At 41.8% G+C, this 12,061-nt stretch carries 23 protein-coding genes and 2 pseudogenes; all 25 read left to right on the top strand.

The features are described 5' to 3' along the window. The first annotated feature begins 5 nt into the window (after positions 1 to 5). Complete coding sequence (rpsS, locus tag C502_RS0114260; protein WP_004678590.1) at positions 6 to 281, top strand: 30S ribosomal protein S19; 276 nt, start codon at positions 6 to 8, stop codon at positions 279 to 281. An 11-nt stretch (positions 282 to 292) separates the two neighbouring features. Continuing rightward, positions 293 to 622: a 50S ribosomal protein L22 gene (gene rplV, locus C502_RS0114265; RefSeq protein WP_004672999.1), complete on the top strand. Its 330-nt coding sequence runs from the start codon at positions 293 to 295 to the stop codon at positions 620 to 622. Position 623: 1 nt separating this feature from the next. Beyond that, positions 624 to 1,440, top strand: a pseudogene (gene rpsC / locus C502_RS0114270) (30S ribosomal protein S3). Beyond that, complete coding sequence (rplP, locus tag C502_RS0114275) at positions 1,380 to 1,793, top strand: 50S ribosomal protein L16 (RefSeq protein WP_004657678.1); 414 nt, start codon at positions 1,380 to 1,382, stop codon at positions 1,791 to 1,793. Before rpsC ends, rplP begins: the two are co-directional and overlap by 61 nt. Beyond that, the gene (gene rpmC / locus C502_RS0114280) at positions 1,793 to 1,990 is read left to right on the top strand and encodes a 50S ribosomal protein L29 (RefSeq protein ID WP_000849927.1); all 198 of its coding nucleotides are present in this window, start codon (positions 1,793 to 1,795) and stop codon (positions 1,988 to 1,990) included. The genes rplP and rpmC overlap by 1 nt, the downstream gene beginning before the upstream one ends. Beyond that, positions 1,987 to 2,244: a 30S ribosomal protein S17 gene (rpsQ, locus tag C502_RS0114285; protein WP_004641057.1), complete on the top strand. Its 258-nt coding sequence runs from the start codon at positions 1,987 to 1,989 to the stop codon at positions 2,242 to 2,244. The genes rpmC and rpsQ overlap by 4 nt, the downstream gene beginning before the upstream one ends. Before the next feature lie 92 nt (positions 2,245 to 2,336). After that, positions 2,337 to 2,705 carry a 50S ribosomal protein L14 gene (gene rplN / locus C502_RS0114290; RefSeq protein WP_004657680.1) on the top strand — a complete coding sequence of 123 codons (369 nt, stop codon included), beginning with the start codon at positions 2,337 to 2,339 and terminating at the stop codon, positions 2,703 to 2,705. A 9-nt stretch (positions 2,706 to 2,714) separates the two neighbouring features. Continuing rightward, a complete protein-coding gene (gene rplX / locus C502_RS0114295; RefSeq protein WP_018679502.1) occupies positions 2,715 to 3,032 on the top strand; it encodes a 50S ribosomal protein L24 in 318 nt (105 codons plus the stop codon). Positions 3,033 to 3,047: 15 nt separating this feature from the next. Continuing rightward, on the top strand, positions 3,048 to 3,584 hold the full coding sequence (rplE, locus tag C502_RS0114300; RefSeq protein WP_018679503.1) for a 50S ribosomal protein L5: 537 nt from the start codon (positions 3,048 to 3,050) through the stop codon (positions 3,582 to 3,584). Positions 3,585 to 3,593: 9 nt separating this feature from the next. Continuing rightward, positions 3,594 to 3,899 (top strand): 30S ribosomal protein S14, encoded by a 306-nt coding sequence (gene rpsN / locus C502_RS0114305; protein ID WP_005052026.1) that lies wholly within the window; start codon positions 3,594 to 3,596, stop codon positions 3,897 to 3,899. 12 nt (positions 3,900 to 3,911) lie between these two features. Next, the gene (gene rpsH, locus C502_RS0114310) at positions 3,912 to 4,307 is read left to right on the top strand and encodes a 30S ribosomal protein S8 (RefSeq protein ID WP_018679504.1); all 396 of its coding nucleotides are present in this window, start codon (positions 3,912 to 3,914) and stop codon (positions 4,305 to 4,307) included. A 13-nt stretch (positions 4,308 to 4,320) separates the two neighbouring features. Then, entirely contained in the window at positions 4,321 to 4,854 is a 534-nt protein-coding gene (gene rplF / locus C502_RS0114315; RefSeq protein ID WP_018679505.1) for a 50S ribosomal protein L6, read from the top strand. A 14-nt stretch (positions 4,855 to 4,868) separates the two neighbouring features. Then, positions 4,869 to 5,219 carry a 50S ribosomal protein L18 gene (gene rplR / locus C502_RS0114320; protein WP_003653654.1) on the top strand — a complete coding sequence of 117 codons (351 nt, stop codon included), beginning with the start codon at positions 4,869 to 4,871 and terminating at the stop codon, positions 5,217 to 5,219. A gap of 2 nt (positions 5,220 to 5,221) precedes the next feature. After that, positions 5,222 to 5,719 carry a 30S ribosomal protein S5 gene (rpsE, locus tag C502_RS0114325; RefSeq protein ID WP_004657688.1) on the top strand — a complete coding sequence of 166 codons (498 nt, stop codon included), beginning with the start codon at positions 5,222 to 5,224 and terminating at the stop codon, positions 5,717 to 5,719. Positions 5,720 to 5,725: 6 nt separating this feature from the next. Beyond that, positions 5,726 to 5,902: a 50S ribosomal protein L30 gene (gene rpmD, locus C502_RS0114330; protein WP_003653652.1), complete on the top strand. Its 177-nt coding sequence runs from the start codon at positions 5,726 to 5,728 to the stop codon at positions 5,900 to 5,902. Positions 5,903 to 5,905: 3 nt separating this feature from the next. Further along, a complete protein-coding gene (rplO, locus tag C502_RS0114335) occupies positions 5,906 to 6,346 on the top strand; it encodes a 50S ribosomal protein L15 (RefSeq protein ID WP_018679506.1) in 441 nt (146 codons plus the stop codon). 45 nt (positions 6,347 to 6,391) lie between these two features. Continuing rightward, a complete protein-coding gene (secY, locus tag C502_RS0114340) occupies positions 6,392 to 7,711 on the top strand; it encodes a preprotein translocase subunit SecY (RefSeq protein ID WP_171067639.1) in 1,320 nt (439 codons plus the stop codon). A gap of 20 nt (positions 7,712 to 7,731) precedes the next feature. After that, the gene (gene rpmJ / locus C502_RS0114345; protein WP_000867907.1) at positions 7,732 to 7,848 is read left to right on the top strand and encodes a 50S ribosomal protein L36; all 117 of its coding nucleotides are present in this window, start codon (positions 7,732 to 7,734) and stop codon (positions 7,846 to 7,848) included. Positions 7,849 to 7,955: 107 nt separating this feature from the next. After that, complete coding sequence (gene rpsM / locus C502_RS0114350) at positions 7,956 to 8,312, top strand: 30S ribosomal protein S13 (protein WP_018679508.1); 357 nt, start codon at positions 7,956 to 7,958, stop codon at positions 8,310 to 8,312. A gap of 19 nt (positions 8,313 to 8,331) precedes the next feature. Next, positions 8,332 to 8,718, top strand: a complete 387-nt coding sequence (gene rpsK, locus C502_RS0114355) for a 30S ribosomal protein S11 (protein WP_001040166.1) — start codon at positions 8,332 to 8,334, stop codon at positions 8,716 to 8,718. Between the two features lie 12 nt (positions 8,719 to 8,730). Further along, entirely contained in the window at positions 8,731 to 9,357 is a 627-nt protein-coding gene (gene rpsD, locus C502_RS0114360; protein WP_004641035.1) for a 30S ribosomal protein S4, read from the top strand. An 18-nt stretch (positions 9,358 to 9,375) separates the two neighbouring features. Further along, on the top strand, positions 9,376 to 10,383 hold the full coding sequence (locus C502_RS0114365; protein WP_004660372.1) for a DNA-directed RNA polymerase subunit alpha: 1,008 nt from the start codon (positions 9,376 to 9,378) through the stop codon (positions 10,381 to 10,383). Between the two features lie 18 nt (positions 10,384 to 10,401). Continuing rightward, positions 10,402 to 10,767, top strand: coding sequence for a 50S ribosomal protein L17 (gene rplQ / locus C502_RS0114370; RefSeq protein WP_004641032.1), 366 nt, complete (start codon positions 10,402 to 10,404; stop codon positions 10,765 to 10,767). Between the two features lie 258 nt (positions 10,768 to 11,025). Continuing rightward, the gene (locus tag C502_RS0114375; RefSeq protein WP_018679509.1) at positions 11,026 to 11,592 is read left to right on the top strand and encodes a hypothetical protein; all 567 of its coding nucleotides are present in this window, start codon (positions 11,026 to 11,028) and stop codon (positions 11,590 to 11,592) included. A 259-nt stretch (positions 11,593 to 11,851) separates the two neighbouring features. Continuing rightward, positions 11,852 to 12,061 (top strand): annotated as a pseudogene (locus C502_RS18950) (IS982 family transposase); the annotation flags it as partial.

Genomic DNA, 12,061 nt, shown 5'->3' on the forward strand with positions numbered 1-12,061 from the left:
GAATAATGCCTCGTTCATTAAAAAAAGGTCCATTCGTCGACGCGCACTTGTTTGCTAAGGTTGAAGCGGCTATCGCAGCTAACAATCGTAAGCCAATCAAGACTTGGTCACGTCGTTCAATGATCCTGCCGGATTTTGTTGGTTTAACAATTTCTGTTCACAATGGTCGTAACCATGTTCCAGTAATTATTACTGAACATATGGTTGGTCATAAGTTAGGTGAATTCGCGCCAACTCGTACCTATCGTGGTCACGGTGTTGATAAGAAGTCTAAACGTTAATAGGTGCTATGATGGAAGTAACTGCAAAATTACGCGGTGCCGCTATCTCGGCACAAAAAGCACGTTTAGTTGCTGATTTGATCCGTGGTAAATCGATTGCGCGCGCGCTTGATATTTTGAATTTCAGCAATAAGAAAGCAGCTGTGCTTGTTAAAAAAGCACTCGAGTCTGCAATCGCAAACGCTGAACATAACAACAGCTTAGATGTTGATGACCTTAAAGTAACTACGATTTACGTTGATGAAGGTGTAAGCCTTAAACGTATTATGCCACGTGCTAAAGGCCGTGCAGATCGTATTACTAAGCGTACTTGTCACATCACCGTTAAGGTAGGGGTTTGATATGGGTCAGAAGGTTCATCCAATCGGTATCCGCCTAGGTGTTGTGAAACGTCATAACGCTAACTGGTATGCGAGTCCGAAACAATACGCTGAATACTTGCTTAAAGATCTTCAAGTTCGTGAGTTTTTGTTGAAAAAACTTAAGAATGCGATGGTCAGCAATATTCTTATCGAACGTCCTACAGGTGCTGCTAAGGTAACAATTAGCACTGCTCGTCCAGGTATCGTAATCGGTAAGAAAGGCGAAGACATTGAAAAATTACAGCGTGAACTCACCACTATTATGGGTGTTCCAGCGCAAGTTAGCATTAATGAAATCGATCGTCCTGACTTGGATGCGCGTTTAGTTGCTGAAGCAATTGCTTCTCAATTAGAAAAGCGTGTTATGTTCCGTCGTGCTATGAAGCGTGCGGTTCAAAATTCGATGCGTGCTGGTGCTAAAGGTATCAAAGTTGAGGTTTCTGGTCGTTTAGGCGGTGCAGAGATTGCTCGTACAGAATGGTATCGTGAAGGTCGTGTGCCTTTGCATACACTTCGTGCGGATATCGACTATGCAACTATGCGTGCAGAAACAACATACGGTACGATCGGTGTTAAAGTTTGGATTTTCCGTGGCGAGATCTTAGGTGGCATGAAACAAGTCATGAACCCTGCTCCTGCTGAAGAGCGTCCAGCTAAACGTGGTCGTGGTCGTGGTGAAGGTCAAGAGCGTCGTGGTCGTCGCGGTGACCGTGCTGCTGACAAGGGAGAATAATCCATGTTGCAACCTAAACGTACCAAATTCCGTAAAGTGCACAAAGGCCGTAACACTGGTCTAGCGCATCGTGGTAGTACAGTATCATTTGGTTCGATTGCAATTAAAGCAACTGAACGTGGTCGTATGACTGCGCGTCAGATTGAAGCTGCACGTCGTACCATTAGCCGTCGTATTAAACGTGGTGGTAAAATCTTCATCCGCGTATTCCCAGATAAACCAATTACTGAAAAGCCATTAGAAGTTCGTATGGGTAAAGGTAAGGGTAGTGTGGAATACTGGGTTTGTCAGATTCAGCCAGGTAAGATCCTGTACGAAATTGAAGGTGTTAGCGATGAGTTAGCGCGTGAAGCTTTTGCTTTAGCTGCTGCTAAACTTCCGTTTAAAACCACTATCGTGACTCGGACGGTGATGTAATGAAAACTAAAGATCTACGTGAAAAGTCGGTAGAAGAGTTGAAAGCTTTGCTTGATGAGCAACAGCTTAACCAATTCCGTCTTCGTATGGCGAAAGCAACTGGTCAATTAGGCAAATCGCATGAAGTGCAAATTGCTCGTAAGACAATTGCTCGTATTAAGACACTCCTTACCGAAAAACAGGGGAACGGACAATGAGTGAAAAAACAGTCCGCACGTTAACCGGCAAAGTTGTAAGTGACAAAATGGACAAGTCTATTGTTGTGCTTATTGAACGCCGCGTTCAACACCCGTTGTATGGCAAATCAATCCGCCGTTCAACTAAATTACACGCTCATGATGAGAACAATGTTGCTAAAACTGGCGACTTGGTAACCATCAAAGAAAGCCGCCCAATTTCTAAAACTAAAGCTTGGACTTTAGTGGAAGTCGTTGAAGCAGCTGCTGAGTAATTAGACGTTCTTGTTGCATCATCGGACAATTTCGAGTACTCTTTGAGCCTTTCGAAATTGTGACCGGTGATGCTCGGTTTTGGAGTAGGGCAATGATTCAAACCGAAAGTATGCTCGACGTAGCAGACAACAGTGGTGCACGCCGCGTACAATGTATTAAAGTACTTGGTGGTTCACACCGTCGTTATGCTTCAGTTGGCGATATTATTAAAGTTACTGTAAAAGAAGCAATCCCACGCGCACGTGTTAAAAAAGGTGACGTGATGAATGCTGTAGTTGTTCGTACAAAGTTCGGCATTCGTCGTCCAGATGGTTCTGTGATCCGTTTTGATGATAATGCTGCTGTAATTTTGAACAACAATAAAGCTCCGATTGCGACTCGTATCTTCGGACCAGTGACTCGTGAACTTCGTACTGAACAGTTCATGAAAATCATTTCATTGGCTCCTGAAGTTCTATAAGAGGCAATCATGGCTAAGATTAAAAAAGGCGATCAAGTAATTGTGATCGCAGGTAAAGAAAAAGGCAAACAAGGTGTTGTTTTGTCTATTTCTGAAGATCGAGTTAAGGTCGAAGGTCTTAACTTAGTGAAGAAGCACCAAAAGCCAAACCGTGTAACAGGCGCTGAAGGCGGTATTGTTACTCAAGAGGCTACGCTTCATATTTCAAACGTGGCAATTTTTAATGCTACAACCCAAAAGGCTGACCGTATTGGTTACCAAGTGACTGAAGGCACGAAAACTCGTGTTTATAAGTCAAATGGTGAATCAGTGGCGGTAGCGAAGTAATAGGTTGAAAAGGCGATGGCCAGACTTAAAGCACGTTACAATGAAGAACTTAAAGCGAAGTTACAAGAACAACTTGGCATTAAGAATGTGATGGAAATTCCTCGCATTACCAAAATCACTCTTAATATGGGTGTAGGCGCAGCTGCAACTGATAAGAAATTATTAGATGGTGCTGTTGCTGATATGCAACTTATTGCTGGTCAAAAGCCAGTTGTGACACTTGCACGTAAATCAATTGCTGGTTTTAAAATCCGTGATGGTTGGCCAATTGGTTGTAAAGTTACTTTACGTGGCGACCAAATGTACGAATTCTTGGATCGCTTGATCTCGATCGCAATCCCTCGTATCCGTGACTTCCGTGGTTTCTCTTCGAAATCATTTGATGGTCGTGGTAACTACTCGATGGGTTTAAAAGAGCAGATCGTTTTCCCTGAAATCGATTTTGACAAGATTGATCGTATCCGTGGTTTAGATATCACGATTACGACTACTGCTCGTAGCGATGACGAAGGCCGTGCGCTTATGCGTGCATTCGGCTTCCCGTTCAAATAAGAGGTCGATATGGCTAAGAAAGGTATGATTAATCGCGAATTGAAACGCGAAAAGACAGTTGCAAAATACGCTGCAAAACGTGCTGAATTAAAAGCTACGATTGCTAACGTAAATGCAACTGACGAAGAACGTTTCGCAGCGACGCTAAAATTACAAGCATTACCACGTAATGCATCTCCAGTACGTCTTCGTAACCGCTGTGGTTTAACTGGTCGTCCTCATGGTTACTTCCGTAAGTTCGGTTTAAGCCGTAACAAATTACGTGACACAGTAATGCAGGGTGATGTACCTGGCGTTGTTAAAGCAAGCTGGTAAGGAGCGACTATAATGAGTATGCAAGATACCGTTGCCGACATGCTAACACGTGTTCGTAACGCACAAATGGCAAAGAAACAAACCGTTTCTATGCCTTCTTCTAAGTTGAAAGTTGCGATTGCAAATGTACTTCAACAAGAAGGTTATGTTTCAAATGTAGAAGTTGCTCAAGAAGAGACAAAATCTACTTTGACCATTACGTTAAAATATTTCGAAGGCAAACCAGTTATCGAAACGGTTAAGCGCGTAAGCCGTCCAGGTCTTCGCCAATACCGTGGTAAAGATAAACTTCCAAGCGTTAAGCAAGGTTTAGGTATTGCAATTGTTTCTACAAGCAAAGGCATCATGACTGATCGCGCTGCACGTGCTGCAGGCGTTGGTGGTGAAGTTGTTGCTTTTGTTTCTTAATAGGTGAATCCTCATGTCTCGTGTGGCTAAAGCCCCAGTAACTGTGCCAAATGGCGTAGCAGTTACTCAGAACGGCCGGCAGGTCGAAGTGAAAGGCAGTAAAGGTACATTGTCTTTCAACCTGCATGCGCTGGTCGAGCTAAAACAGGAAGAAGGTAAACTTCAACTTGCTCCAGTTAAAGAGTCGAAAGATGCTTGGATGCAAGCTGGTACTGCTCGCGCTGTATTAAATAACCTTGTAAAAGGGGTTAGTGAAGGCTTTGAACGTAAGTTGCAGCTTGTTGGTGTCGGTTATAAAGCTGCGGTTAAGGGTACAATTGTACATCTTAACCTTGGTTACTCGCACCCAATTGACTACGCTTTACCTGAAAGTGTAACAGCGGAAACTCCAACTGCTACTGAAATCATTTTGAAATCAGCAAACAAGCAGTTGTTAGGTCAAGTAGCAGCGGAAATCCGTGCATACCGTTCTCCTGAACCATATAAAGGTAAAGGTGTTCGTTATTCGGATGAAGTTATTCTTCGTAAAGAAGCTAAGAAGAAATAAGGCGCGAGGTTCTTATGAACGAAAAGAAACAAACCCGTTTGCGTCGTGCGAAAAGCACACGCTTGCACATTCGTGCATTGGGTGCGACTCGTTTGTGTGTAAACCGCACTCCGCGTCACATCTATGCTCAAGTTATTTCAGCAGATGGTGGCAAAGTTTTAGCGCAAGCTTCAACTTTAGATGCATCTTTGCGTAGCGGTACTACAGGTAATGTAGACGCAGCTACTAAAGTAGGTGCTTTAATCGCAGAGCGTGCGAAAGCTGCTGGTGTAACGAAAGTTGCATTTGACCGTTCTGGTTTTAAATATCATGGTCGTATCAAAGCCTTGGCTGATGCTGCTCGTGAAAACGGCTTGGAGTTCTAATCATGGCTAAAGTTGAACAAAACGAAGGTCTTGTTGAAAAGCTGGTTGCCGTTGATCGTGTAGCCAAAGTTGTTAAGGGTGGTCGTATCTTCTCTTTCACAGCATTGACTGTGGTAGGTGATGGTAATGGTCGTGTAGGTTTTGGTCGTGGTAAAGCACGTGAAGTTCCAGCTGCTATTTCTAAAGCACTTGAAGCTGCACGTCGTAACATGATTACTGTAGATCTTGCTGGTACTACTTTACAACACCCTGTGAATGCTCGTCATGGTGCAAGCCGTGTATATATGCAACCTGCTTCAGAAGGTACTGGCGTAATTGCTGGTGGCGCGATGCGTGCTGTTCTTGAAGCTGCAGGTGTACATAACGTACTTGCTAAATGTTATGGTTCTACAAATGCTGCTAACGTAGTAAACGCAACTTTCAAAGGTTTGCGTGATATGACTTCTCCTGAGAAAGTCGCTGCGAAACGTGGTCTTTCAGTAGAACAAATTCAAGGGTAATCAATCATGAAAACGATTAAAGTTACCCAGACTAAATCTTCTTCGCATCGTTTAAAAAATCATAAACTTTGCTTACAAGGTCTAGGTCTGCGTCGTATTGGTCATACTGTAGAAGTGCAAGATACGCCTTCTAACCGTGGTATGGTCAACAAAGTTTACTATATGGTTAGTGTAGAGGAATAAGCCATGACTCTGCGTTTAAATGAACTTGCACCTGCAGAAGGTGCTAAGCGTGAAAATCGTCGTTTAGGCCGTGGTATCGGTTCTGGTGTTGGTAAGACTGGTGGCCGTGGTGTCAAAGGTCAGAATTCACGTAAAAGTGGTGGTACTCGTCCAGGCTTTGAAGGTGGTCAAACAGCGTTATATCGTCGTTTACCTAAATTCGGTTTCACTAGCCAAATCGCTTTAAAAACTGCTGAAGTACGCTTGTCTGAGTTGAACAAAGTGGAAGGTGATGTTGTTAGCCTTGAAACTTTGAAAGCTGCGAATGTTGTTCGTCGTGACCAAATTCGTGCTCGCATCGTGCTTTCTGGTGAAATCACTCGCGCGTTCACTGTACAAGGTGTTGCGTTGACTAAAGGCGCTAAAGCTGCTGTTGAAGCTGCTGGCGGTAAAGTCGAGGAGTAATCTCGAGTGTCTATGACTCCTAGTTCTTCCGGTCATGTAAACATGATGAAAGGCCAACCATTTCATGTGAAATATCGTGAAATTATTCGTCGATTAATGTTTTTGATTGGCGCGTTATTGGTCTTTCGACTAGGAGCGCATATTCCGTTGCCGGGGATTGATAATGTAGCGCTAGCGCGGTTTTTTAAAGCTAATGAAGGTACCTTCTTAGGTTTATTCAACATGTTCTCTGGCGGTGCATTAGAACGCATGTCGATTTTAGCGTTAGGGATTATGCCGTATATTTCTGCATCGATTATTGTGCAGTTAATGTCAACAGTAGTTCCTTCGCTAGAAGCTTTGAAAAAAGAAGGCGAGCAGGGCAAGCGTAAGATCAATCAATATACACGCTATGGCACCTTATTCCTTGCACTCGTGCAAGGTGTGGGGATGTGTGCTGGTCTGATTAGTCAGGGTATTACCTTGAGTTCTGGACTTGCATTTTATGTTCCAGCAGTCACTTCTTTAGTTGCTGGAACAATGTTTTTGATGTGGCTTGGAGAGCAGATTACCGAACGTGGTGTTGGTAATGGCATTTCGATGATTATTTTTGCAGGTATTGTGGCGGGGTTACCAAATTTAGTAATTCAATCATTTACATCTGTTCAGAATGGTCAAGGTAGTTTAATTGGTTTGGCTGTATTCGGCTTATTGTCGCTAGCAGTTCTTGCTGCGATTGTGTTTATTGAAAAAGCACAACGTCGTATTCCTGTGAACTACGCACAAAAACAACAAGGTCGTCGTGTGTTTACTGCACAGCAAACACATTTGCCATTGAAAATTAATATGGCAGGTGTTATTCCAGCGATTTTTGCAAGCTCTTTGTTGTTATTTCCAGCGAGCTTGGGACAATGGTTGGGAAGTGCTGATCCAAATGCAGGGATTGTGAAACGTAGCCTACAAGATCTGGCATTGGTGTTATCACCTGGACAGCCGTTGTATTTAATGCTCTTTGGCGCGTTAATTATTTTCTTCTGTTACTTCTATACCGCGCTGGTTTTTAGCCCGAAGGAAGTATCCGAGAATTTAAAACGTAGCGGAGCATATGTGCCTGGTATCCGCCCAGGTGAGCAAACGGCTCGTTATTTAGATCATATTCTTAACCGTTTGACTTTTATTGGTGCAATCTATATTACCGTGGTGTGTTTAATGCCAATGGTTCTACAAAGTTCGTTTGGTATTCCATTTCATTTAGGTGGAACATCTTTACTAATTGTAGTAGTAGTTGTAATGGACTTTATGGCGCAACTCCAAGCGCACCTTACGTCGCATCAATATGATGATCAAACGTTAATGAGAAAAACGACTGCTCATCCTAAGGGATAAGCGCACTTAGAGGTTTCATCATGAAAGTACAAGCTTCTGTAAAGAAAATTTGTGGTAGCTGCAAAGTTATCCGTCGTAATGGGGTTATTCGCGTGATTTGTAGCGCAGAACCTCGTCATAAACAGCGTCAAGGTTAATTTAATTAAGACCTGTTGATTTCAGTAGGCTAATTAGGTTATTATCCGCCCCTCAAGATTTTTGTGGGGCGGTTGATTATCTTGACTGCCTTTTTGGAGAAAATTGAATGGCTCGTATTGCCGGTGTAAACATTCCGGATAACAAGCATGCTGTTATCTCTCTCACGTATATCTTTGGTATCGGTCGCCATACTGCTAAGAATATCTTAGCTGCTGTTGGTATTGCTGAAACCACGAAAATCCGTGAATTAGATGATGCTCAGCTTGATGCGATTCGTGCAGAAGTTACTAAGGTTCCAACCGAAGGTGACTTACGTCGCGAAATTTCCATGAACATTAAACGTTTAATGGATTTAGGCTGCTATCGTGGTCTTCGTCATCGTCGCAGCTTGCCTGTCCGCGGTCAACGCACCAAAACTAACGCACGTACCCGTAAAGGTCCGCGCAAACCGATTAAAAAGTAAGATTTCTGGAAGCTAAAAGATGGCTAAAGATACTCGCACACGCAAGAAGGTCACTCGTACCGTCTCTGAAGGTGTTGCACACATTCACGCGTCTTTTAATAACACCATTGTAACGATTACCGATCGTCAAGGTAATGCATTGGCTTGGGCTACCTCTGGTGGACAAGGCTTCCGTGGTTCACGTAAATCAACTCCGTTTGCTGCTCAGGTAGCTGCTGAAGTTGCTGGTAAAGCAGCTTTGGATTACGGTTTGAAAAACCTAGACGTCCTTGTAAAAGGTCCTGGTCCAGGTCGTGAGTCTGCGGTTCGTGCATTAGGCGCAGTGGGTTATAAGATTAACAGCATTACCGATGTGACACCAATTCCTCACAACGGTTGCCGTCCACCTAAAAAACGTCGCGTGTAAGGAGAAACATTCATGGCTCGTTATATTGGTCCAAAATGCAAACTCTCTCGCCGCGAAGGGACAGACCTGCAACTTAAATCAGGCGTTAAACCGTTTGATGTTAAAACCAAAAAACACAATAAAGCACCTGGTCAACATGGTCAGGCTCGTGGTGGTAAGCAATCTGAGTATTCACTACAATTACGTGAAAAACAAAAAGTACGTCGTATGTACGGTGTGTTAGAACGTCAATTTAGTAACTACTATAAAGAAGCAGCTCGTGTGAAAGGCGCAACAGGTGAAAACTTGTTGAAATTGCTTGAAAGCCGTCTTGATAACGTAGTTTATCGCATGGGTTTTGGTTCTACACGTTCAGAAGCTCGTCAATTAGTATCTCACCGTTCTATTACTTTAAATGGTCGTCGTGTAAACATTGCGTCTATTCAAGTAAAAGCGGGTGATGTAATTGCAGTGCATGAAGGTGCTAAACAACAATTGCGTATCAAAAACGCGATTGAATTAGCTGCTCAACGTGGTATTCCTGCTTGGATGGAAGTTGATCATTCTAAGTTGGAAGGTACGTTTAAAGCTGCACCAGATCGCTCTGATTTACCTGCTGAAATCAACGAAAGCTTGATTGTAGAATTGTATTCTAAATAATCCTTGAGGTAGCAATAAATGACGCGTACTGCAAACGAGTTTCTAACTCCGCAAGCGATCAAGGTCGAAGCGGTGAGCGGGACCTCGGCAAAAGTGATTCTTGAACCTTTAGAGCGTGGCTTTGGTCATACTCTAGGTAATGCTTTACGTCGCATTCTATTGTCTTCTTTACCTGGCGCTGCTGTGGTTGAAGTTGAGATAGAAGGCGTCGAGCACGAGTACAGTACTTTAGAAGGCTTGCAGCAGGACATCGTCGAGCTCTTGCTGAACCTAAAAGGATTGTCTATTAAGCTGTTCGATCAAAATGAAGCATATTTAACATTAGAGAAACAAGGTGCAGGTGACGTAACAGCAGCTGATCTTCGTTTACCTCATAATGTTGAAGTGGTTAACCCTGATCATTTAATCGGTACTTTGAGTTCTTCTGGTTCATTAAAAATGCGCCTTAAAGTAGCTCAAGGTCGTGGTTATGAAACATCTGACTCACGTTTCCCTGAAGGTGAAACACGTCCAGTAGGTCGTTTACAGTTAGATGCTTCTTATAGCCCAATCAAGCGCGTGTCTTACACAGTTGAAAATGCTCGTGTAGAACAGCGTACCGATCTTGATAAGTTAGTGATTGATCTTGAAACTAACGGAACGGTTGATCCTGAAGAAGCAATCCGCAAAGCGGCAACAATTTTGCAACAACAAATTGCAATCTTTGTTGATCTTCAGAAAGACCAAACTCCTGTTGCTCAAGAGCCTCGCGAAGAAGTTGACCCAATCTTGCTTCGTCCAGTAGATGATCTCGAGCTTACTGTTCGTTCTGCTAACTGTTTGAAGGCAGAAAATATTTACTACATTGGTGATCTTGTTCAACGTACTGAAGTTGAGTTGTTAAAAACTCCTAACTTAGGTAAAAAATCGTTAACTGAGATCAAAGATGTTTTGGCATCGAAAGGTTTACAACTCGGCATGCGTTTAGAGAACTGGCCACCAGCTAGTCTCCGTATGGATGACCGTTTTGCCTATCGTAGCCGTTAATTAAGTAGGACTATCACCATGCGTCATCGTAATAGTGGTGTGAAATTAGGCCGTACAAGCAGCCACCGTAAGGCGTTGTTCCAAAATTTAACAAATGCTTTAGTTGAGCATGAGTTAATTAAAACAACTTTGCCTAAAGCGAAAGAACTTCGCCGCGTTGCTGAGCCTTTAATCACTTTGGCTAAAAACGATACTGTTGCAAACCGTCGCTTAGCGTTTGCTCGTACTCGTTCAGCAGCAACTGTTGGTAAATTATTTACCGTTCTTGGCCCTCGTTACAAAGAACGTAACGGCGGTTATCTTCGTGTTCTTAAAGCGGGCTTCCGTGCAGGTGATGCTGCACCGATGGCTTACGTTGAACTCGTTGACCGTGAAGTAAAATAATACTTCTACGTGTAGAACAGTCAGTTGTTCCAAAAAAGGTCGGTGTAATAGCCGACCTTTTTTATTTTTGAAATTAATTTATTTTTATAATAGTGAAATAATAATCTTTAGATAAAAAATATTTAAAATTAGGTTTTAAATAAAGGCTATCACTTTACATTAGAAAAATTTGTGAAGTAGAATTCGGTAAAATAAACATTTAAAAATTAGTTATAAATGTTTATACAAAATTTATTAATGATTAAGTTGAGAGAGTTTATGAAAAAAATTGCTATTATTGGGGTAATGTTTGCTACTTTTAGTGTAACAGGGTGTGCTATAAATTTACCTTTTAATAATCGTTTAAATTATTCTTCCATTTCACAGTTATCTACATTACCAAAATTAAATGACAAAATAGTTATTAAATGGAATCCTGAGACTTTTCCAAAGCGTATTGATATACAAGGAGCAGATGGCTTTGTAGGTGGAGGAACTAGAACAAGGGTTCCTACTGGTATAGCTTTATCTAATCGGATAGAAGAAGCAATTGCTCAATACGTTACGATTTCATCAGATGGTAAACCTTTAATGATTACCGTTGAGAATGCTCGTTCGGGTTTTGAATATTCTGCTGGTATATTTAATATTACTCCAGCAGTTGATGTAGCGAATGTCACTTTAACAGCTACTTTTAATTATGAAGGTAAGAGTTGGTCTAATACTTATACTTCAAAACTTAAAGATCCTAAAATTGGAGGTAGTAGTCAAACAGGGTTATTGGAATCAGCTTGGGATGACATTGCAATCCAAGTTGCAAAAGATGTTTCTAAACATTTGAATTAAATTTTGAACTATAAATAGGAGTAAAACTCCTATTTTTACGTAGTGTAGAGCGTATTATCAGAACAATTTTATTATGAATTATTGATTGTAAAAAATGATTCTGTCATGGTTCATAACAGTTCTGATTATAAGTCTTTTAATACTTTAAAGTATCATTATTTAATATAACCACGAATCGTGGATAAAAAATTGACTTGAAAAATAAAAGAACTAGAGCCATCAGTTGAGTTACCACACCAAACCTAAAGCTCTAGTCCTAATGTTCAATAGTACCGAATTATTCTGTGTAATCGATGATTTCTTTCTTAAATTTGAATCAACTTATTGGAAGTTTCTCAAACAAATCCGCTACTCTTTAAGAATCAGAACTGCACAGCTGACCATCTCGGAAATTAGCTTTATCGCCATTTGGTATAAGTGTTCTCACTTCAGTAATTTCAAAGCCTTTTTCACACGGTTAACGGAAGAT

It is taken from the genome of Acinetobacter tjernbergiae DSM 14971 = CIP 107465, assembly GCF_000374425.1.
GTDB lineage: Bacteria > Pseudomonadota > Gammaproteobacteria > Pseudomonadales > Moraxellaceae > Acinetobacter > Acinetobacter tjernbergiae.

What these genes read in the sequence shown, in the direction of transcription:
- rpsS (WP_004678590.1), top strand. Translation starts at nt 6, where the DNA reads ATGCCTCGTTCATTAAAAAAAGGTCCATTCGTCGACGCGCACTTGTTT.
- rplV (WP_004672999.1), top strand. Translation starts at nt 293, where the DNA reads ATGGAAGTAACTGCAAAATTACGCGGTGCCGCTATCTCGGCACAAAAA.
- rplP (WP_004657678.1), top strand. Translation starts at nt 1,380, where the DNA reads ATGTTGCAACCTAAACGTACCAAATTCCGTAAAGTGCACAAAGGCCGT.
- rpmC (WP_000849927.1), top strand. Translation starts at nt 1,793, where the DNA reads ATGAAAACTAAAGATCTACGTGAAAAGTCGGTAGAAGAGTTGAAAGCT.
- rpsQ (WP_004641057.1), top strand. Translation starts at nt 1,987, where the DNA reads ATGAGTGAAAAAACAGTCCGCACGTTAACCGGCAAAGTTGTAAGTGAC.
- rplN (WP_004657680.1), top strand. Translation starts at nt 2,337, where the DNA reads ATGATTCAAACCGAAAGTATGCTCGACGTAGCAGACAACAGTGGTGCA.
- rplX (WP_018679502.1), top strand. Translation starts at nt 2,715, where the DNA reads ATGGCTAAGATTAAAAAAGGCGATCAAGTAATTGTGATCGCAGGTAAA.
- rplE (WP_018679503.1), top strand. Translation starts at nt 3,048, where the DNA reads ATGGCCAGACTTAAAGCACGTTACAATGAAGAACTTAAAGCGAAGTTA.
- rpsN (WP_005052026.1), top strand. Translation starts at nt 3,594, where the DNA reads ATGGCTAAGAAAGGTATGATTAATCGCGAATTGAAACGCGAAAAGACA.
- rpsH (WP_018679504.1), top strand. Translation starts at nt 3,912, where the DNA reads ATGAGTATGCAAGATACCGTTGCCGACATGCTAACACGTGTTCGTAAC.
- rplF (WP_018679505.1), top strand. Translation starts at nt 4,321, where the DNA reads ATGTCTCGTGTGGCTAAAGCCCCAGTAACTGTGCCAAATGGCGTAGCA.
- rplR (WP_003653654.1), top strand. Translation starts at nt 4,869, where the DNA reads ATGAACGAAAAGAAACAAACCCGTTTGCGTCGTGCGAAAAGCACACGC.
- rpsE (WP_004657688.1), top strand. Translation starts at nt 5,222, where the DNA reads ATGGCTAAAGTTGAACAAAACGAAGGTCTTGTTGAAAAGCTGGTTGCC.
- rpmD (WP_003653652.1), top strand. Translation starts at nt 5,726, where the DNA reads ATGAAAACGATTAAAGTTACCCAGACTAAATCTTCTTCGCATCGTTTA.
- rplO (WP_018679506.1), top strand. Translation starts at nt 5,906, where the DNA reads ATGACTCTGCGTTTAAATGAACTTGCACCTGCAGAAGGTGCTAAGCGT.
- secY (WP_171067639.1), top strand. Translation starts at nt 6,392, where the DNA reads ATGAAAGGCCAACCATTTCATGTGAAATATCGTGAAATTATTCGTCGA.
- rpmJ (WP_000867907.1), top strand. Translation starts at nt 7,732, where the DNA reads ATGAAAGTACAAGCTTCTGTAAAGAAAATTTGTGGTAGCTGCAAAGTT.
- rpsM (WP_018679508.1), top strand. Translation starts at nt 7,956, where the DNA reads ATGGCTCGTATTGCCGGTGTAAACATTCCGGATAACAAGCATGCTGTT.
- rpsK (WP_001040166.1), top strand. Translation starts at nt 8,332, where the DNA reads ATGGCTAAAGATACTCGCACACGCAAGAAGGTCACTCGTACCGTCTCT.
- rpsD (WP_004641035.1), top strand. Translation starts at nt 8,731, where the DNA reads ATGGCTCGTTATATTGGTCCAAAATGCAAACTCTCTCGCCGCGAAGGG.
- C502_RS0114365 (WP_004660372.1), top strand. Translation starts at nt 9,376, where the DNA reads ATGACGCGTACTGCAAACGAGTTTCTAACTCCGCAAGCGATCAAGGTC.
- rplQ (WP_004641032.1), top strand. Translation starts at nt 10,402, where the DNA reads ATGCGTCATCGTAATAGTGGTGTGAAATTAGGCCGTACAAGCAGCCAC.
- C502_RS0114375 (WP_018679509.1), top strand. Translation starts at nt 11,026, where the DNA reads ATGAAAAAAATTGCTATTATTGGGGTAATGTTTGCTACTTTTAGTGTA.